The 21,825-nt window shown below is 33.2% G+C and carries 11 protein-coding genes; all 11 read right to left on the bottom strand.

Annotation, left to right across the window (positions count from 1 at the left end):
- Positions 1-40: 40 nt before the first annotated feature.
- Complete coding sequence (nifJ, locus tag CLPA_RS08485) at positions 41-3,568, bottom strand: pyruvate:ferredoxin (flavodoxin) oxidoreductase (protein ID WP_003443807.1); 3,528 nt, start codon at positions 3,566-3,568, stop codon at positions 41-43.
- 374 nt (positions 3,569-3,942) lie between these two features.
- Entirely contained in the window at positions 3,943-7,488 is a 3,546-nt protein-coding gene (gene nifJ / locus CLPA_RS08480) for a pyruvate:ferredoxin (flavodoxin) oxidoreductase (protein WP_003443805.1), read from the bottom strand.
- A 600-nt stretch (positions 7,489-8,088) separates the two neighbouring features.
- A complete protein-coding gene (locus CLPA_RS08475) occupies positions 8,089-8,514 on the bottom strand; it encodes a flavodoxin (protein WP_003443802.1) in 426 nt (141 codons plus the stop codon).
- A 126-nt stretch (positions 8,515-8,640) separates the two neighbouring features.
- On the bottom strand, positions 8,641-10,176 hold the full coding sequence (locus tag CLPA_RS08470; protein ID WP_003443801.1) for an MBL fold metallo-hydrolase RNA specificity domain-containing protein: 1,536 nt from the start codon (positions 10,174-10,176) through the stop codon (positions 8,641-8,643).
- Between the two features lie 338 nt (positions 10,177-10,514).
- Entirely contained in the window at positions 10,515-11,594 is a 1,080-nt protein-coding gene (locus CLPA_RS08465) for an undecaprenyldiphospho-muramoylpentapeptide beta-N-acetylglucosaminyltransferase (RefSeq protein WP_003443799.1), read from the bottom strand.
- A 57-nt stretch (positions 11,595-11,651) separates the two neighbouring features.
- On the bottom strand, positions 11,652-13,427 hold the full coding sequence (gene recJ / locus CLPA_RS08460; RefSeq protein ID WP_003443790.1) for a single-stranded-DNA-specific exonuclease RecJ: 1,776 nt from the start codon (positions 13,425-13,427) through the stop codon (positions 11,652-11,654).
- Positions 13,428-13,495: 68 nt separating this feature from the next.
- On the bottom strand, positions 13,496-14,551 hold the full coding sequence (gene hydE / locus CLPA_RS08455) for a [FeFe] hydrogenase H-cluster radical SAM maturase HydE (RefSeq protein WP_003443788.1): 1,056 nt from the start codon (positions 14,549-14,551) through the stop codon (positions 13,496-13,498).
- 257 nt (positions 14,552-14,808) lie between these two features.
- Complete coding sequence (locus CLPA_RS08450) at positions 14,809-16,023, bottom strand: M16 family metallopeptidase (RefSeq protein WP_003443786.1); 1,215 nt, start codon at positions 16,021-16,023, stop codon at positions 14,809-14,811.
- 151 nt (positions 16,024-16,174) lie between these two features.
- Positions 16,175-16,738, bottom strand: a complete 564-nt coding sequence (locus tag CLPA_RS08445) for a DJ-1 family glyoxalase III (protein WP_003443784.1) — start codon at positions 16,736-16,738, stop codon at positions 16,175-16,177.
- 1 nt (position 16,739) lies between these two features.
- The gene (locus tag CLPA_RS08440) at positions 16,740-19,622 is read right to left on the bottom strand and encodes a DNA topoisomerase IV subunit A (RefSeq protein WP_003443783.1); all 2,883 of its coding nucleotides are present in this window, start codon (positions 19,620-19,622) and stop codon (positions 16,740-16,742) included.
- Between the two features lie 205 nt (positions 19,623-19,827).
- On the bottom strand, positions 19,828-21,783 hold the full coding sequence (locus CLPA_RS08435; protein ID WP_003443781.1) for a DNA gyrase/topoisomerase IV subunit B: 1,956 nt from the start codon (positions 21,781-21,783) through the stop codon (positions 19,828-19,830).
- Between the last annotated feature and the right edge of the window lie 42 nt (positions 21,784-21,825).

The following is a 21,825-nucleotide window of genomic DNA, read 5'->3' as shown; positions in this document are numbered from 1 at the left end:
GAGAGAAAAGTTAAAACCTTTCTCTCTTTTTTAATAGTTGCTAGTTATATTTTCTTTCTGCTAGGGCCTTGTAAGAATCTAATCTTTCTTTAGCATCTTCTTCAGTCTTAGCATATAATTTATCAGCTAATTCTGGATATACTTTCTTTAATGAAGCAAATCTTACTTCACCTAATAAGAATTCTTTGAAGTCACCAGTTGGCTCTTTAGAATCTAAGCTAAATGGATTCTTTCCTTCTTCTTTAAGAGTTGGGTTGAATCTATACATTGCCCAGTATCCGCAATCAACAGCTTTTTTCTCTTCAAGCTGACTGCATCCCATACCAGCTCTTAATCCTTGGTTTATACATGGAGAGTAACCAATTACTAGAGATGGACCTGGATAGCTTTCTGCTTCTGTAATCGCCTTTATTGTCTGATTTTTGTCAGCACCCATAGCTATTTGTGCTACATAAACATAGCCATAACTCATAGCCATCATTCCAAGATCTTTCTTCTTAGTTCTCTTACCACCAGCTGCGAATTGAGCTATTGCTGCTGTTGGAGTAGCTTTTGATGACTGTCCGCCAGTATTAGAGTAAACTTCTGTATCGAATACAAAGATGTTTACATCTTCACCAGATGCAAGTACGTGGTCAACACCGCCGTAACCTATATCGTAAGCCCAACCGTCTCCTCCAAATATCCATTGTGATTTCTTAACCAAATGATCTTTAGCGTCGAAGATTTCTTTTACAAGAGCATTGCTGTCTTTTTCAGCTTCTAATAATGGTAATAATTTAGCAGTTGCTGCTTTTGATTCATCAGCAAGATCTTTACCTTTTACCCATTCAGTTAGAGCTTCTTTTAATTCTGGTTTTACATCTGAATTTATTAATTCATCTGCCTGACTTGCTACTCTTTCTCTTATTTGTTTAACACCAAGATACATACCTAAACCAAATTCAGCATTATCTTCGAATAATGAGTTAGCCCATGCTGGACCCTGTCCTTTGTGGTTAACTGTATATGGTGTAGCTGGTGCACTACCACCCCAGATTGAAGTACAACCTGTTGCATTGGCAATCATCATTCTATCACCAAATAATTGAGTTATAAGTCTTGCATATGGAGCTTCTCCACAACCTGCGCAAGCACCATTGAACTCAAGTAATGGCTGTTCAAATTGACTACCTTTAACAGTTGTCTTGTTAAGTGGATTTTCCTTTGGTGAAAGGTTAAGTGCATATTCGAAGTTTTCTGCTTCTTTGTATTGAGATTCAGCTGGCTTCATTATCAATGCTTTTTCTTTAGCAGGACAAACCTGTGCACAATTTCCGCATCCTGTACAATCAAGAGGGCTGATCTTTATTGCAAAGTTAAGTTTTTCAGCAGTTTTTAATCCTAATGCTGGTTTAGATGTAAATCCTTCTGGAGCATTTTTAGTTTCTTCCTCAGTTAATAAGAATGGTCTTATTACAGCGTGAGGGCAGACATATGAACATTGGTTACATTGGATACATTTGTCTACTTGCCATTCAGGAACGTTGATAGCAATTGCTCTCTTTTCATAAGCAGCAGTTCCGTTAGGATATGTTCCATCTTCATAACCATTGAATGCACTTACAGGAAGTTTATCTCCTTGCTGACTGTTCATTGGTTCAAGAATTTCAGTTATGAATTTAGGTTTAGCTTTTGTAACTGTTTCAACCTTTTCATCCTGTGCTTCTTTCCAGTTTGCTGGAACATCTATTTTAACTATAGCATTAACACCTAAGTCTATAGCATCATGGTTCATTTTAACAACTTTTTCACCTTTTTTACCATAAGAAGTTACAACTGCTTCCTTTAAGTATTTAATTGCATCATCAACTGGTATTATGTTAGCGATTTTGAAGAAGGCTGATTGCATTATCATGTTGATTCTTCCGCCAAGACCAATGCTTTGAGCTATTTTTACAGCATTTAATGTATAGAAGCTTACATTATGTTCTGCAATGTATTTCTTTATTTTTGCTGGAAGATGAGTTTCTACTTCTTCTGGAGACCAGATAGTGTTAAGTAAGAAGTTACCACCATCTTTTAATCCTTCTAAGACATCATATTTGTATACATAAGATTGATTATGTACAGCAACAAAGTCTGCTGTATTTATAAGATATGGTGATTTTATTGGTTTCTTACCAAATCTCAAGTGAGAAATTGTAATACCACCAGATTTCTTTGAATCATATGCAAAGTATCCTTGGGCATACATGTCCGTATGGTCACCTATGATTTTTATAGCGCTCTTATTAGCACCAACTGTACCATCTGAACCAAGTCCCCAGAACTTACAAGCTTTAGTTCCTTCTGGAGTAGTATCGATTTTTTCAGTTGTATTAAGTGAAGTAAATGTTACATCATCATTTATTGCTATTGTAAATCCATTTTTAGGTTTATCTGCTTTTAAGTTGTCATAAACAGCTAATATATCACTAGGAACTGTATCTTTTGAACCTAATCCATATCTTCCACCAACTATTACTGGATTTAAATCACTTTGATAGAATGCTGTAACTACATCAAGGTAAAGTGGTTCACCATAGCTGCCTGGTTCTTTTGTTCTATCAAGAACAGCAATCTTTTTAACTGTTTTTGGAATGTATTTAAAGAAATGCTCAACTGAGAAAGGTCTGAATAAATGTACTTTTAATACACCTACTTTTTCTCCTTTAGCATTTAAGTAATCTATAGTCTCTTCAATGGCATCAGAAATTGAACCCATTGCAATTATTATTCTCTCAGCATCTTCTGCTCCATAGTAATTGAATAGGTGATATTCTCTACCTGTTATTTTGCTTATTTCTCCCATGTAGTTTTCTACTAATTCAGGGATTGCATTATAATATTTGTTTGATGCTTCTCTTCCCTGGAAGTATACATCTGGATTTTCTGCTGTACCTCTAGTTACTGGATGTTCAGGATTTAATGCATTATTTCTGAATGCTTTAACTGCATCAATATCTACTAATGGTCTTAAATCTTCATAATCTATAACTTCTATTTTCTGTATTTCATGAGATGTTCTGAAACCATCGAAGAAGTTTAAGAAAGGAACTTTTCCCTTTATTGCTGCTAAATGTGCAACTGCTGATAAGTCCATAACTTCTTGAACACTACCTTCTGCAAGTAATGCAAATCCAGTTTGTCTTGCAGCCATAACGTCTTGGTGATCTCCAAATATATTTAATGACTTTGTAGCTAGGGCTCTTGCACTTACGTGGAATACTCCTGGTAAAAGTTCCCCTGCTATTTTATACATATTTGGTATCATTAAAAGTAATCCTTGAGAAGCTGTAAATGTTGTTGTTAAAGCTCCTGCTTGAAGGGACCCATGAACTGCACCAGCAGCTCCCGCTTCTGATTGCATTTCCATTACTTTAACAGTTTGACCAAATAAATTTTTTCTACCTTGTACTGCCCATTCATCAACATGTTCTGCCATAGGTGATGATGGTGTGATTGGATAAATTGCTGTAACATCAGTGAAAGCATAAGCTATATGTGCTGCTGCAGTATTTCCATCCATAGTCTTCATTTTACTCATGTAAAAACCCTTCTTTCTCATAATTTAATAAATCATAATCCTTAGGCATCTTCAAAAAATACAAGTCATTTTACATAATACAACGCCCTAGAAGAACCAACTAAGACTATTTAATAATAGTATAACATTTTTCATTGTATTATTCAAAATTATATTTAAATATTAAGTTATTTTTTTAATACCTTCACTAGTAAAAAATTATTGTTTTTGATGGTTTAACCATTTTATAAGTAATTATTATTCACATGAATAACAAAAAGGAGTCACTTCATGGGCTCCTTTTTAAAATGACCAGAATAGAAACATAAGAACATATTCTGCCTTTATTATAGATATACAAAAGGTGTTTGCAAGCAAACACCTTTTGTAAAATATTATTTATAAAGTTCTACTAACTTTAATAAATGTTCATAACGTTCCATTGCAGCTTTCTCATTTTCACTGAATAATTTTTCAGCACGATCTGGGAATGCACGTTTTAAACGAGTATAACGTGTTTCGTTATTTAAGAATTCTTGGTAAGTTCCATCACCTGGTTTAGATGTAAGAGTGAATGGATTCTTTCCTTCTGCTTTAAGAGCAGGATTGAATGAGAATAAATTCCAATATCCAGATTTTACAGCTGATTTCATTTCATCCTGACAGTGGTTCATACCACCCTTAACTCCGTGAAGTTCACAAGGAGCATATCCAATTATTAATGATGGTCCGTTATAAGCTTCTGCTTCAGAAATAGCCTTAAGTGTCTGAGCTGGATTAGCACCAAGAGCGATTTGTGCTACATACACATAGCCATAGCTCATAGCGATTTCAGCAAGACTCTTCTTACCAATGTCTTTACCAGCAGCAGCGAATTGACAAACTTCACCTATATTAGAAGCCTTAGAAGCTTGACCACCTGTATTAGAATACATTTCTGTATCAAATACCATAACATTTACGTTTTCTCCAGTAGCAAGTACATGGTCAAGTCCGCCGAATCCAATATCATATGCCCAACCGTCTCCACCAAGAACCCATACTGATTTCTTAGGAAGATATTGTTTCTTTTCAAGAACTTCTTTAGAAAGCTCACAACCTGCTGCAGCAGCTTTTTCAAGTTCAGCTACTAATGCTTCAGAAGCAGGAGTATTTTCTTTTGTGCTTTCTTTTGTTTCTATAAACTTAGCAGCAGCAGCTTTAAATTCAGCAGATGCTTTATCATCAGCAGCAAGTTTTTCAACTTTAGCTATAACTTGGTCACGAAGAGTTTTCTGTCCAAGATACATACCAAATCCGTGTTCTGCATTATCTTCAAATAATGAGTTAGCCCATGCTGGACCTCTATTTGTATCTTTATTAACAGTATATGGACAAGTTGCAGCAGGACCACCCCAGATTGAAGAACATCCTGTAGCATTTGAAATATACATTTGTTCACCAAATAATTGTGTAAGTATACGAGCATAAGATGTTTCTGCACATCCTGCACAGCTTCCTGAGAACTCAAGAAGTGGCTGATTAAATTGAGATCCCTTAACTGTAGTATCAGCAGGAATTCCAGCTTTCTTGCTCACATTTGCAACTAAGTAATCAAATACTGGCTGCTGATCCCATTGACTTTCTTGAGGTACCATTGTTATAGCCTTTGTAGGACAAACTGTAATACATTCTCCGCATCCCATACAGTCAAGAGGAGTTACGCTTACTGTAAATTTGTATTCTCCAGCTTTTGGTTTAGTGTCAGCAAGTTTGATGTTTGAAGGAGCAGCTTTAACTTCATCTCCATCAAGCATAAATGGACGAATTGTAGCATGAGAACATACAAATGAACACATATTACATTGAACACATTTTGTTTTATCCCATTCTGGAACCATTACAGCAGTACCACGTTTTTCATATGCTGCAGCACCTATTTCAAATTGTCCGTCTACAATTTCTGTAAATGCAGATACAGGAAGACTATCTCCATCCATAAGTCCAATAGGATTCATTAGGTCTTCAACCATTTTAACTACTTCTGGACGTCCAGCGATTTTTGCAGCTGGAGCATCTGCTTCAGGATTTGCCCAAGAAGCTGGAACTTCTACTTTATGAACAGCATCTACACCAGCATCAATTGCTTTGTAGTTCATTTCTACAACTGCATCACCTTTTTTACCATAGGATTTCTTAGCAGCAGCTTTCATAAAGCTAACAGCATCATCAATTGGCATAACATTTGCTAATTTGAAGAATGCAGATTGAAGAATTGTGTTAGTACGTTTTCCCATACCAATTTCAATTGCTTTATCAATAGCATTTATTGTATATAATTGAATGTTGTTTTCTGCAATATATTTTTTAGCAGCAGCATTAATCTTAGAGTCAAGTTCATCATCTGACCACTGGCAGTTAATCATGAAGATTCCGCCTGGTTTAACATCCTGAACCATCTTGTATCCTTTAACAACATAAGATGGATTATGGCAAGCAACAAAATCAGCCTGATTTATGTAATATGGGCTCTTAATCTGTTTGTCACCAAAACGAAGATGTGAAATAGTTATACCACCAGTTTTCTTAGAGTCATATTGGAAATATGCTTGGATAAATTTATCTGTATGGTCACCAATGATTTTTGTAGAGTTCTTGTTAGCACCAACAGTACCATCACCACCAAGACCCCAGAATTTACATTCTACTGTACCAGCTGCAGATGTAATAGGAGCTGGTTTAACTTCTGGTAAGCTTAAGTTAGTAACGTCATCTACTATACCAAGTGTGAAACGAGCCTTAGGAGCATCTTTTGAAAGTTCAGTATATACAGCAAATACAGATGAAGGTGGAGTATCTTTAGAACCTAATCCATAACGTCCTGCTGTTAATATAATATCATTAAGTCCTGCTTCACGAAGAGTTGTAGCAACATCAAGGTATAATGGATCACCTAGTGCTCCTGGCTCTTTTGTACGGTCAAGGACAGCAACTTTCTTAGCAGTTTTAGGAAGAGCTTTAAGAATACTTTCAGATACCCATGGACGATATAGACGAACTTTAACTAGTCCAACTTTTTCTCCTTTAGCTGTTAAGTAATCAATAACTTCTTCAGCTACGTCACAGATAGATCCCATTGCTATGATGACACGATCAGCATCCTCTGCTCCATAGTAATTGAATAAGTCATAGTCTGTACCAAGTTTTTCATTTACTTTAGCCATATATTTTTCAACTATAGCTGGTAAGTTGTTATAAGCTGTATTACAGGCTTCACGATGCTGGAAGAAAACATCTCCATTTTCATGAGAACCACGCATAGCTGGTTTTTCTGGATTTAATGCATGATCACGGAAAGCTTTTACAGCATCCATATTACACATTTCTTTAAGGTCTTCATAATCCCATTTTTCAATTTTTTGAATTTCATGTGATGTTCTGAATCCATCAAAGAAATTGATGAAAGGAACTTTTCCTTCAAGTGCAGCAAGATGTGCAACAGGACTTAAGTCCATAACTTCTTGTGGATTTGTTTCAGCAAGCATTGCAAAACCCACTTGACGACAAGCATATACGTCACTATGATCACCGAAAATGTTAAGTGCATGTGATGCAACTGTACGTGCAGATACATGGAATACACTTGGAAGCATTTCACCAGCAATCTTGTACATATTTGGAATCATTAATAGAAGACCTTGAGAAGCTGTAAATGTAGTAGTAAGTGCACCTGCAGCAAGAGAACCATGAACAGTTCCTGCAGCACCTGCTTCAGACTGCATTTCTACAACTTTAACTTGATTACCAAAAATGTTTTCTTGACCTGCTGCAGACCACATATCAACACTGTCTGCCATTGGACTTGATGGTGTGATTGGGTAAATACCAGCTACGTCAGTATAGGCATATGCTACGTGTGCAGCGGCTGTATTACCATCCATTGATTGTTTAGCTCTTGACATATTAAATTTCCTCCTTATTATTACACCCCATTAGTGGGCATAATTTTACCATTACTTTTAAACTTTGTAAAAGCATGACCATGTTATTTATCATTGCTATCAAAGTATATGTAAAAAAGCAATTATCCAAACAAATTTGTATTAATAAAAATATTTTATGGTTATTTAACGATTTAATTATAATACTACAAATTGGGTTTTACAAGACGAATTTGACATTTTCACCGTATTTTTTTGTATTTTATTTTACTGTAATACAACATGCAAAAAAAAGTGATACAGATTTTTCATGCTGTAGTATAACACAAAAACATAAGTAATACAGAAAAAATAAAAAATGAATGATGAAAAATTGAGAATGTTTTTCATCATCCATTTTTTGACTGTTTTATTATTAAATCATCAATTTCTTTAATAATAAATTCTTGTCCATTTCATCTACTTTATCCATGGAATCTAATATCTTCAAATATACTTTATTCTTTCATATACACAAAATTTATTGAATTAGGTTATGTTTTCTTAAATAGAGTTTAGCTTCTGATAGCTTTAAAATATACTGATTTACTCTTTATTTCTCATAACCTTAATTTAAGCTAATTATAAAGCTAATAACTTACCAAGTTCTTCTGCTTTGCTAAGTTCTTCAGCTGTAGGAGCTTCTTTTACTGCAAGACTGCCCTTTACATTAAATTTTTCATCTGTCATTCTTATTATCCAATCTTCCATGAATTTACCATTATCCCAGCCATAAGATCCAAATAATACAACTGGCATATTGTTAGGTGCAAGAATTCTTATTTCTTTTATGAATGGTTCCATCTCCTGTTGTTCTATTTTATTATTATCCATGGATGGGCTTCCTAAAGCAACAGCATCATATTTAGTTATCTCTGCTGGCTTTATGTCACTAACTAATTTTAAGTCTACTTCCGCACCTGCTTTTTTAGCTCCTTCTGCAATATGGTTAGCTAACACCTCAACATTTCCCATATTACTCCAGTATATTACAGCAATTTTTTTCACCTTAACCACTTCCTTCTTTTATACATTTATACATTGTTTATTGATTACATTTGATAATTATTTAACAATTTAATTATAATACTACCTTTTCTCTTTTACAAGAATAAAATTTACATTATAGTAAATTTATCTAAATTTCTTTATGACATCTTTTATTTTACCTATTAGAAGTTCCTTATTTATTTCATCTATATTATCTATAGAATCCAATAATTTTATTAACTGATTTTTTAGATTAGAGTTACTATTAATTTTTTTTCTGCTTATTCCTTCATTTATGTGAATAATATCACCAGATTTCATTATCTTTGTATTATACCCTTTTTCCTTTGCAAAATTCGAAAAACTTTCTGCAGCTTCTTTTTCACCATGTACCAAAAATATCTCTTCCGGTTTTTTACTGAAACTTTCCATCCATTTAATGAGACCATTTCTATCCGCATGTCCTGATAATTCTTCAATATCGTATATAGAAGCATTTACTGCTATTTCCTCTCCAAAAATTTTTACCTTTTTAGCGCCACTTAAAATATTCCCTCCAAGAGTACCCTCTGCTTGATAACCTACAAATACTATAGAACATTCTTTTCTCCATAGATTATGTTTAAGGTGATGTTTAATTCTTCCTGCCTCACACATACCGCTGGCAGAAATGATAACTGCACCGGATTGAATTTTGTTTATCTTAGAGGAGTCCTCAATACTATTAGTAAAAATTACTCCCTCAAATCTCAGTGGATTATATCCACTAGCAAAATCTCTTTTGGCTTCCTCATCAAAACATTCACTGTATTTTTCAAATATTCTGGTGGATTCAGCAGCAAGAGGGCTGTCCACAAAAATCATTAAATTATTTAATTCTCTATTTCTTCTCAGTTTACTGAGCTCATATAAAATTTCCTGTACCCTGCCTACAGCAAAGGAAGGTATAATAACGTTTCCACCTCTTGCAAAAGTTTCTTTTATTATATCCGTCAATCTGTGTAATTGACTGTTTAAATTATCATGCAATCTATTTCCATAGGTAGTTTCCATTATGAGATAATCAGCGTAGTCCAATATTGTAGGATCTCTCATAATAGGAATATTTACATTGCCTACATCTCCAGTATATACTATTTTTACTTCATCCTTTTCTTCTTCCCTTATAAATAGTTCTACAAAAGCAGATCCCAAGAGATGTCCTGAATCCCTAAATCTAATTTTAAATCCATCAAAGATTTCAATAGTTGTACCGTAAGGTATGCCTGTAAATAGATACATTGAAAGTCTTGCCATATTAGCAGTATATAAAGGCTCTATTGCATCCAATCCACGTCTTCTTCTCTTTTTATTTTTCCACTCAACTTCCATTTCCTGAATATATCCACTATCTACAAGCATAGCACTACATAGATCTCTGGTAGCATTAGTACAAAACACTTGTCCTTTAAATCCTTTTTTATATAACAAAGGTATTCTTCCACTATGATCAATATGGGCATGTGATAATATTACGTAATCTACTTTTTTAGGATCAAAATTAAATCCATCGTTTCCTATTTCTTTTTCGTCCTTTCCCTGATATAGTCCACAATCCAGCAGTATAGTCTTATTACTTACTCTTAAAATATGGCAGGAACCTGTAACGCATCCAGCCGCACCATAAAATTCTAATTCCATATCTCACATCCCCTTTCTATAATTTTATTATACACCACATCTTTCATTTTTCACAATAATTTCAATATTCTAATGAGAATATTTACATCTTAAAATCAGATAAAAATATCTATCTAATTATAAAAAATCGATAAAAAATTATCAAAATAAATATTGATTTATTATTTTATATATTATATATGGAATGATTTATTTTAGACTGGTTAAAAAAACCTATATAAAATTAAAGGATTTAAAGTCCTATTCCATAAAAATCTTTTGGCAGGAGTATAAAAACTCCTGCCAAATAAAATTTATTATAAGCTTATATAATAGTAATTATAAGTTCTATTGAAACTTTAAGCCCTTTTAGAATATTTTTCTATTATGCTGATTATATTGTTAACTCCATTCTTTACAGGGCTTTCATTCATAGCTTTAATATACTTTAGTTTATCTCTGTAAAGTTCCTCTAGTTTATCCATAAGTAATTTATCATTTAGTGTTTCTTCCTCAATAACTATACTGTAGCCATGCTTTCTAAATGATTCCGCATTTAAAATTTGATCCCCTCTGCTTGATTTTCTTGAAAGTGGAATCAATATATTAGGTTTTTTAAGAGCCAAAAGCTCAAAAATAACATTAGCACCAGCTCTTGATATTACTAAATCCGCTGCATTCATTAGATCTGGAAGTCCCTCACTTACATATTCAAACTGCCTGTATCCTCTTTTGCCCTCTAGTGATTTATCTAAATTCCCCTTACCACAGATATGGATTACATTGTATTTTGGCAGAATATTATTAATGCATTTCCTTATAGTATCGTTTATTATCTTTGATCCAAGACTTCCTCCAATAATAAATAATACAGGTTTATTTACATCAGAAAATTTACATAATGTAAATCCTTTAATTTTACTGCCTTCCAGCAGTTCTTTTCTTATAGGTGTTCCTGTAAGCACTCCTTTATTTCCCTTTATGTTTTTTATTGATTCTGGAAATGTAACACATACCTTGGTACAATAGGGAGTTGCCAGTCTATTGGCAAGACCTGGAGTGATATCAGATTCATGGGCTATTACAGGCACTTTACAAAAATGAGCTGCTATTACTACTGGTACTGTTACAAAACCACCCTTTGAGAATACTATGTTTGGCCTTTCCTTTTTCATTATACCTATGGCCTGAATTACACCGGCTAAAACTCTAAAAGGATCAGAAAAATTTTTTATATCAAAATATCTTCTAAGTTTACCACTGGATATAACGTGATATTTTATATTCTGTCCTTTTATTATGTCCTTCTCTATACCATTCTTAGTTCCTATATACTGAACCTCATAACCTAAGGCTAAAAGCTTTGGTATTAAAGCTAAATTAGGAGTAACATGACCAGCCGAACCTCCCCCAGTCATAATTATTTTATGTTTCTCCAAAAAAATCACCTCAAAAATTTTTATTGATTTTATCAATCTAGAATTTAAATAAGTATATTAGCACTTTGAAGCTCTAAAATCCACAACTCTCATCTGCAAATACTTTTTATCTCTAAATACGTTTATAAAGGGTACATAAACCAAATCCAATTTTATACCATCATTACTGGATAAAACCTGTTCCAAGGAAATATTGTAAGAATCCATAAGCATTTTTTGAAATTCTTCTACCTTTCCAAAACATATGCCAGTTATCCTCTTTTTATGATTCCTTGAGATAGCTTGAAACTTTAATGTATTCTTAATTTCTTTTCCAAGCAGCTGTATATTATTTACAATCACATTTTTTTCTCCTAATAAAGGAGATGCATTACCCTTGCCAAAAGGCTCTAATCTGTTTATCTCCTGAACTAAATTTTCATTTATCTCTTCTAGTGGAACCTGCTTTTCCAATCTCAATTTAGGTATTATATCCTCTTCAGTTAAAGTACAATTATCATTTAATCTCTGCCTCAATATCTCTATATTTTCCTCTTTAATAGACAATCCCGCAGCCATGGGATGTCCCCCAAATTTATGTAGTAAATCCTTGCACTTTATAAGCTCTTCAAATAAATTATATTCTTCAATAGACCTGCCTGAACCCTTTGGCATTTCTTTTCCACTGGTAATTACTATAGTAGGTAAATTAAATTTTTCCCGTACTTTCCCTGCTACTATTCCAGCTATACTCTCATGAACTTTTTCATTATAAACTACTAGAACTTTTTCATATTGCATATCTGAATTTTCTATATTATTTATTATTTCATCTACGCATTTTATGGTCATTTCCTGTCTTTTTTTATTTAGCGCAACCAATTCTCTTGAAAGAGAAACTGCTTCATTTTTATCTTCTGTCATCAGTAGCTGAACAGATATATCCGCAGTTTCCAAACGACCTGTAGCATTGATGCAGGGACCTATTAAAAAGCCCACTGTGTAAGAAGCAACTTTTTTGTCTTTAACTTCCAAAGTTTCTAAAAGAGCATTTATACCCATATTACTGCTGTTACTTAAACTCTTTAGTCCAAGTTTTGCAATAATTCTATTTTCATCTACCAGGTCAACTACATCGCATATAGTTCCAATGCAGGCAAGTTCTATATAATTATAAGCTTCACTTTCATCTATTCTCATCTTTTTAAACAATGCCTTTGCAAATTTAAAGGCTATACCAGCACCACACAGCAATTTAAAAGGATAATCACAATCCTTCTGCTTCGGGTTTATTATGGCATCTGCTTTTGGAACCACATACTCCTTATTCCCCTGCTCATCCTCAACGAAAGGCAGTTCATGGTGATCTGTTATTACTACCTTGAAATTTAATTCCTTTGCCAATTCAATTTCTTCAAGGGCAGAAATTCCATTATCACAGGTTAATATGGTGTCAAAGCCCTGTTCTTTAAGCCTCTTTATTCTATCCTTATTGAGACCATAACCTTCTGCTTCTCTATCTGGTATATGATATTCTACATTGGCACCGCATCTTTTTAATGCCTTATACATTATTACAGTGCTAGTTACACCATCAGCATCGTAATCACCATAAATAACTATTTTTTCCCCCTGTAAAATACTTTCTCTTATTATATCTGTGCCCTTATCCATATCTTTCATAAATAATGGATTGTACATATCCTTCTCTTCAACATTTAAAAATTTCTCTATATCAACTATTCTACTGATGCCTCTATTTGCCAATATCTTAGCTGTAGTAGTAGTTATATTCGCTTCCCTGGCTATATATTTAATATCTGCACTGGTTCTTTTAAGCATCCATCTCGTCATTAAAGTATCACCTCATTATCACACTTTCAAAGTATACCACATAGTGATAATGCCGTCACCGTGAAAATTTAAATATAAACTTCTTTCTCACGTCCTCTATTTCTAAAGCCCTTGTTTCTGCCTATAGTTCTTCCTATAGCTGTTATTTTTCCCGTAATGCAGGATCTGCAGTGCGCTGGTGTGTCATTGACGCAGATTTTTCCTGGATAAAGTGCATATAATTCTCTATATTCTCCCTCTGTAATATTGGGCATTACTACATTTGCTCCACTTTGAAGGGCTATTATCCTGCCATTTTTATCTAGAGACTCCATAGCTGTAGTAGCAGGTATATTTATATCCTTTAATAAAATTCTAGTTAAGGCCATAACTTTAAGGCTTAAATAGAATTCTCCCCCGGCGGCATCCTTTAAAGGTGTGTCCTGATTTGGAATAAAAGGTCCAATTCCAATCATATCCGCTCCTATCTCTTTAAAAAACAGTATATCCTCTGCCAGAGATTCAATGGTCTGATTAGGCAGTCCCACAAGACAGCCGCTTCCCACTTCATATCCCAATTTCTTTAAATCCCTAAGACATCTTTTTCTGTTTTCATGGCTCATAAGAGGATCCATAGCTTCATATAATTCTTTATCCGTAGTTTCAATTCTTATAAGATATCTATCTGCACCAGCTTCCCTGTAGGCTTTATATTCTTCATAAGATTTTTCTCCTATACTTACTGTTACTGCTGCATCAAGTTTTTTTATGTTGCTTATAATATATTTCATCTTATCCACTGTATAGAATTCATCTTCACCAGATTGAAGTACAAAGGTCTTATATCCATATTCTGCCCCTTTTCTTGCCAGTTCAATTATTTCATCTGGCATCAACCTGTATCTCTTTATATTTTTATTTCCGGATCTTAAGCCACAGTAGAGACAATTTCTCTTACATATATTTGAAAATTCTATAAGCCCTCGTAAATGGACCTCATCCCCCATATATTTCTTTCTTATTCTATCTGCACAGCGAAATAGTTCTTCATTATGTGAATTATCCTTAAGAATCTCTACTATTTCAGCTTTTGTTAATTCATTTGTACGTTCTGCTTTATTTATTAATTCCAAAATATTAACCATATTTTATCCCCTACCAAATAAATATTTATTTTAAACTATATAGATACCCAATCAATGTATAACTCAAATATATTAAAATCTGCACTATAGCTGAATATCTATAATAAATCAAATATTTCGTGTATTTGAATTATAACATGATTAGGGTAAAAAAAGTATATTTAATAAAAATATATGTTGTTATATATCAGTATATATTAAATAAAAAACACTATAGATGGTACTAAAATTTAATATGAATATGCAGTAGGCTTAAACTAAGTCAATATCTGAATTGTAGGGTTTTTTAGCAATTTTTTGGCTGCAGCTGTAATTTCCCTGGAATCTATATTCCTATATTTATCATAAACTGAACTGAATAAATCAAATTTATTATGCATTATTTTATTGGTAGTTAGAGTTTTACAAAGTTCTATGGATTTCTCCAATTGTAGTTCCTCTTTTAATTTTATACTTTTAATTATTGTATCTATTGAATCTCTGGAAAATAGAGAATTAAGACTGTCTATTTTATCTAAATGTTCATTTATTATTTCTACAGCTCTATTTACATTAGATATAGAAGTACCCATTGCTATAGTAAAGAGTTTAATGCCCTTTTCATTTTTTATACTGCTGAACACATCGTAGGCCAGCCCCTTTTTAGTTCTTATGTCATCATATAAAATACTGCTGGTTCCTCTTCCAAATTTATTGTTGAATATATTTAAAGCTGCTATTTCCCTTTCCTCTGCTTTATCTATTGGAAAACAAAACTGTATTTTAGCACCTTCAATTCCAGCTTTCTTTTTTACAAATATACCAGGAGAATTTTTTTCATATAATATATTCCTCACAATAGTTTTATCATTATTCCAATGGACCATAAGATTTTGAACTATATCTAATACCTCTTCATACTTGAGAGAAGAAACCACGCTTATAACACAATTATCAGGATTATAATATCTATTATAAAAATCTTTTACTTTATCTAGTGAAAAACTTCTTATATGATTTTCATCTCCTATTATACAGTACTTTATTCTTCTGTGCTTAAAGGCATTATACAGCAATTCATCTTCACAAAATTGAAAATTGTCCTCTTTCCATTCCTTTAATTCTTCACATATTACATCTATCTCTTCTTTAAAGCCTTTTTCTGGGAAAGAGGGGTCTTTTACTATGTTGGAATATATGTCAAATCCCCTATAAAAATCTTCTGAGAGAGTAGTTCCATAATAAATTGCATAGGGAAAATTAGTCATGGCATTATTGAATCCAAATATATCATCACATAGTCTATTTATTTCAAATTCATTTCTAGTATCTGTGCCTTTAAACAGCATATGTTCTACCACATGGGCTATTCCCATCTCCTCTTTATCTTCCATAAGAGCTCCTGCATTAAAGCCTATACAGAAAGATGTAAGTTTACCTGTTCTATGTTCATAGACTAGATCTATTCCATTTTCAAGTTTGCAGTTTTTCATATTATCACCACCGTTGTTTTTGTATAGAAGAAAAGTGCCAAACAACTTTTTTCATTTGAAAGTTGATAGTGGACAGCGGAAAGTTAAAATATCAAATTTCAAAGAACAGGTTAAGAAAAGCTCGAGAAATACATCTCGAGACTCCACTAAGTTATCTATTTTTCTCCACAAAATTTAATAACATTTCTTCTCTTAATTTATCTGCTGCATCTTTTCCTGCTATTTTTTCTGCCAGCTTTAATCCAAAATATATGGCAGTAGCAGGTCCTCTGCTGGTAATCAGATTTTTATCTTCCGCCACTATGCTTTCCAAATATTCAGCCTCCAACAATTCTTCTTTAAAAGAAGGATAAGATGTTATTTTATTTCCTCTGTGCACATTAGCTTCTTTTAAAACGACTGGAGCTGCACAGATTGCAGATACAATTTTATTATCATTATAAAAGCTTTGTACTATTTCTATAACCTTTTTATTTTCCTTTAGATTTTTTGCTCCAGGCATACCACCAGGAAGAACTACTGCTCCGTATTGATTTTTATCAATTTTTTCTATTGATTTATCGGCTTTTACTTCAATTCCATGAGCTCCTTTAACGTAGTTCCCCTGAAGTGAACAAGTATCACATTTAATATTTGCTCTTCTCAGTATATCCACTACCGTAAGAGCTTCTATTTCTTCAAATCCCTCTGCAATAAATAATAAAACATCAGTCATATCAACCTCTCCTTTTTACCTTTATTTCTTTTATATAATCACCCATAAGTACGAGCATTATATTTTTGCCTCTTCCTGCTCTATTTTGAATTTTAAAATCTTCTAAAGGTATAATCTTTTTTTCCTTATTTTTAGATTTTATTTCAACACATTTATAAACTTCGTTACATAAAAATCCCTTTAGTACCTCATCTTCTTCCTCAAGACTTATACCAGTTACTCCTGATGCAATTCTCCCCATATGGCTTATATTCTGAGAAGAAAATCTTATACCCATACCTTTTAAAGTAATTATTATAATATCATTATCCTTTTCTTTATCCATAAATTCAACATTTACCAGGATGTCATCACCTCGGAATTTATAGACCACAGTACTGCTATTCTCCGTTTTAAAGTCTTCTAAAGCAGTTTTCTTTATCAATCCATTTCCTGTAAAGAAATATGTATCTATATTCTCTTTAAAATCTTTTACGGAAATTACATTTAATATTTTTTCAGAACCTTCCTCAAAATCTCCATTGACTTTATCTATATTTATGCCTTCTTTATCTATATTTTGAAGCAAGAAAGCCGGTACATACAACAGCTTTCCTCTATTGGTAAAGAACAAGAGAGTACTTTCTGAATCCGTATTACATTCTTTTATATTTGAATTGCTTTTTTCGTTTATTTTTATATTTCCAACACTGTTTACAGCTACCTTAAAGCTGCTGAAATTATGTTCATTGCTGAAATGTACACTGATAATACTATCCTTATCTGAGAGATTAAACAATTTGTTTCCAAGACTGTTCCTCTCTGATTCTTCAATTACAGGCTCCTCTATAGTAAATTTGAAATTTAATTCAGTTTCAATTTTAAGGAATTTTTCTTCTCTGCTTTTATCTACTAATTCAGCAAAGATAAGCTTTTCATTGCCTTTCATTTTTAAAGCCATAATTTTACTGTAATTAGAATCAAATTTATGTAGAGCCGTCTTTTTTATGTAGCCTCTGTCTGTTATAAATATCATATCCTTTTGAGAATTAATGTTTTCTATGGAAAATACATTTATTATATTTTCTTTATCTAAATTCAGCCCTCTTATAATTGAATCCAATTTTTCTCCTTTTTCTTTCCACTTATATTCTGGAACAGAAATCCCCTTTAGCTGATACATATTCCCTTGGTCCGTAAAAAACATAATTGTATGGGTGGTATTGGAATTGAATAAAAACCTATTACAATCTCCTTCTCTATACTCTATATCTTCTACATTGGTATTGGATCTAGCATAGGTTTTTTGAGCTATTCTCTTTATATAGCCTTCTTTAGACAGAGTAACTACAGTATCCTCCACAATTATAAGATCTTCTAGGTCAATTTTTGCCTCTTCCTCATTCTCAATTATCTCTGTACGTCTTTCATCCCCATATTTTTCTCTTATAGCTTTCATCTCTGTCTTTATAACCTTTAATAATTCTCTTTCCTTTTCAAGAATATTTTTCAGTTTCTTAATTGTCTTCTCCAATTCTCTATATTCTCTTTCAAAAGTCTTTATTTCAAGGCCTGTAAGTCTATATAACATAAGTTCTACTATAGCCTGGGCCTGAATTTCTGTAAACTGAAATTTTTTCACAAGATTATCTATAGAATCTTTTTTTGATTTTGATGCCCTTATAGTGGCAATTATATCATCCATTATGTCTATGGCCCTTATAAACCCCTGTACTATATGGAATCTTTTTTCTGCTATTTCCAGTTCTCTTTTTGTTCTTCTTTTAATTACATCCTTTTGATGATTTACATAGTACTTCAGAATAGTTTTAAGTCCCATGGTTAGAGGTTTACCACCAGCAAGTGCCACCATATTAAAACTTATATTACACTGCAGTTCTGTCTTTTTGAAGAGATATTTTAAAACCTTCTCCACTTCTTCTTTAGACATACTCTTTTTAAATTCTATAACAGCCCTTATACCGGATCTGTCAGATTCATCTCTTATATCTACAATGCCTTCCAATACTTTTTGATGTTTTTTATTCCCCGTCATCTCAGAGATGCTCTGCAATAGTTTAGCTTTATTCCTTCTATATGGAAATTCTGTTATAATAATTCCACATCTTCCGTTTTCCAATTGTTCTATACTGGTTTTTGCCCTCAAAGTAACTTTACCTTCACCAGATTCGTAGGCAGATAACATAGATTCCTTACCTATTATAATGCCTCCTGTAGGAAGATCTGGTCCCTTTATATGTTCCATAAGTTCTTTTGTGGTAACTTCATTATTATCTATATATAAAAGAGTTGCATCTATAACTTCTTTCAAATTATGAGGTGGTATATTAGTGGCAAGACCTACTGCAATACCAAAGGCTCCATTTACTAAAAGATTTGGATATCTTGCAGGCAGCACTTCCGGTTCAAGTTCTGAAGCGGAATAGTTTTCCACCATATTTACTACATCTTTATCCATATCTCTAAGCATCTCTAGAGCATTTGGTGTAAGTCTTGCTTCTGTATAACGCATGGCAGCAGCATTGTCTCCATCCTGACTTCCCCAGTTTCCATGTCCATCTATAAGTGGATATCTAGTGGTAAAATTTTGAGCAAGTATTACCATGGCATCATATACAGAAGTATCTCCGTGAGGATGATATTTTCCAAGAATATCTCCTACTATTCTTGCAGATTTATAGTAAGGTTTATCAGGAAATGCCTTCATCATATAGGCGCCGTATAAAATTCTTCTATGAACGGGTTTTAATCCATCCCGTACATCCGGAAGTGCTCTATCTCTTGCCACTTCCACCGCATAAGGTAAATAATTATCGGGCATAGCCTCTTCTATTGGAACATTAATTATGTTATTATCTTTCGGTATATCTATTTTTCTAGCCACTTATTTACAACCTCCATTAAAATTTAACCTGACTAACTTGGCATAAGACTCCCACGCACTCTATACAACCCCTACACAAAATCGAAAAGAAGATTTTGGTTCTCTGCTTGCACGCTGTGAAAGTGATTCGCACCAAATTAAAATTTGGGCTCTCTACTTTTCTTCAAGTGGGAGTCGACACCAAGTAAGCCATGCATTTACAGTTCTAAAATTCCGCATACTTATACATATAATTTTTTCTAGGCTCTACTACATCTCCCATTAAAAGTGATACCATTTTTTCTGCTTTAGCTGCATCTTCAATAGTTACCCTTTGAAGAGTCCTGGTAGTAGGATTTAAAGTAGTTTCCCAAAGCTGATCTGGATTCATTTCTCCAAGTCCCTTATATCTTTGAATCAAAGAACCTCTTCCTACTTCTTTTTTTACCTGTGCCAGTTCCTCGTCAGAATAGGCATACTTAACCACTTCTTTATTTTTAGTCTCTTTATATACTTTATATAGAGGTGGAAGTGCAATATACAGATGTCCATTTGAGATGAGTTGTCTCATATATCTATAGATATAGGTCATCCAAAGAGTTCTTATATGATATCCATCCACATCTGCATCACTCATTATTATGATTTTATCGTATTTTAAATTACTTTCACTGTAATTATCCAGCACTCCGGTTCCCACTGCAGCTGTAAAAATTTTAAGTTCTTCACTGGCCAGGACATTTTCTAGTTTTTGTTTTTCGGTATTCATAATTTTACCTTTGGAAGGCATAATTGTCTGAAATCTTCTATCCCTTGCCTGTTTTGCACTTCCTCCAGCAGAATCTCCCTCCACAATTATAAACTCCGCTAGTGAAGAATCCTTTAACGTACAAGCTGCTATTTTGCCTGCTAAAGGTGCCGCACCTTTTCCTATCTTTTTCTTTTCTGCCTCATTTATTTTTTTTATTTTTTCTCTTCTGGAAAAGGCTTGTATTGCATTATTTATAATGGATGCAGCTAGTTCCCTATTGTCTTCAATCCACTCTGAGATCTTTGTATAGGCAAGATCGTTCATCATGGTATTTGCTTCACTATTGCCAAGTTTTGTCTTAGTCTGCCCCTCAAAAACTGGATTGGATAGTTTTATTTTTATTATGGCGGTCATTCCCTCTCTTAAATCATCACCATCAAATTCCTTATCTTTTTCCTTAAGGAGATTTAATTTCTTCGCCCATTCCTTAAAGGCCCTTGTCATTCCAGTCTTAAATCCTGTTTCATGAGTTCCAGCCTCTGTAGTAGGTATGTTATTTACATAACTGGCTATATACTCCGTAGTGGAATCAGTAAACTGCATACATATTTCAGCCTGCATATATATTTTATTTATTTCTCTTTCCCCTTCAAATATAATTGGATTTTTATGAATAGGTGTCTTGCTTTCATTTAAATAATCTATAAAATCCAGAAGTCCCCTATCAGAATGATATATCTTAGTAATAGGTTCTTTCTTTCTATTATCTATGAATTCTAAAGTTATACCTTTATTTTGAAAAGCCAGCTCCTGCAGCCTCTCATCTATTACTTCAAATTTGAAATCTGTAGTACTAAAAACTTCCTTGTCCGGTTTAAAAGTTACACTGCTGCCAGTTTCCCCTGTATTCCCCATAATTTCAAGTTTTGTCACTGGAGTACCAGGCATATATTTATTAAGAGATTTATCAAAAGCATATTCAAATCTCTGCCTGTATATATGCCCATTCTGACTTACTTTAACTTCGAGCCACTCAGAAAGTGCATTAACTACAGCTGCACCAACACCATGAAGCCCTCCTGAAGTTTTATAATTCTTATTATCAAACTTTCCTCCTGTATGAAGTTCTGTATATACCATCTCTACCCCTGATTTTTTCTTTATAGGATGGATTCCCGTTGGTATTCCTCTTCCATTATCAGAGATAGTTACACTTTTATCCGAATTCAATATTATAGTGGCTTTATCACCAAAGCCATTAGATATCTCATCTATAGAATTATCTAGTATTTCCCATATACAGTGGTGTAATCCCTTTGTTCCTGTAGATCCTATATACATACCAGGTCTTATTCTCACTGGCTCTAATTTTTCAAGTGATGTAAGAGATAATACATTATAATCCTGTTTTTCTCTATTTTCTAAATTCATATTATTCTTGCCTCCATGTTAAGCATATAAAAATTAAAATTA

The organism is Clostridium pasteurianum DSM 525 = ATCC 6013 (genome assembly GCF_000807255.1).
Taxonomy (GTDB): domain Bacteria; phylum Bacillota; class Clostridia; order Clostridiales; family Clostridiaceae; genus Clostridium_I; species Clostridium_I pasteurianum.
The sequence above is the reverse complement of the archived record's forward strand: the minus strand, read 5'-3'. Positions and strand labels throughout refer to the sequence as shown.

Coding starts and splice junctions, on each gene's coding strand:
- nifJ (WP_003443807.1), bottom strand. CDS start 3,568: ATGAGTAAAATGAAGACTATGGATGGAAATACTGCAGCAGCACATATA.
- nifJ (WP_003443805.1), bottom strand. CDS start 7,488: ATGTCAAGAGCTAAACAATCAATGGATGGTAATACAGCCGCTGCACAC.
- CLPA_RS08470 (WP_003443801.1), bottom strand. CDS start 10,176: ATGGAATTAGAATTTTATGGTGCGGCTGGATGCGTTACAGGTTCCTGC.
- recJ (WP_003443790.1), bottom strand. CDS start 13,427: ATGACGAGATGGATGCTTAAAAGAACCAGTGCAGATATTAAATATATA.
- hydE (WP_003443788.1), bottom strand. CDS start 14,551: ATGGTTAATATTTTGGAATTAATAAATAAAGCAGAACGTACAAATGAA.
- CLPA_RS08450 (WP_003443786.1), bottom strand. CDS start 16,023: ATGAAAAACTGCAAACTTGAAAATGGAATAGATCTAGTCTATGAACAT.
- CLPA_RS08445 (WP_003443784.1), bottom strand. CDS start 16,738: ATGACTGATGTTTTATTATTTATTGCAGAGGGATTTGAAGAAATAGAA.
- CLPA_RS08435 (WP_003443781.1), bottom strand. CDS start 21,783: ATGAATTTAGAAAATAGAGAAAAACAGGATTATAATGTATTATCTCTT.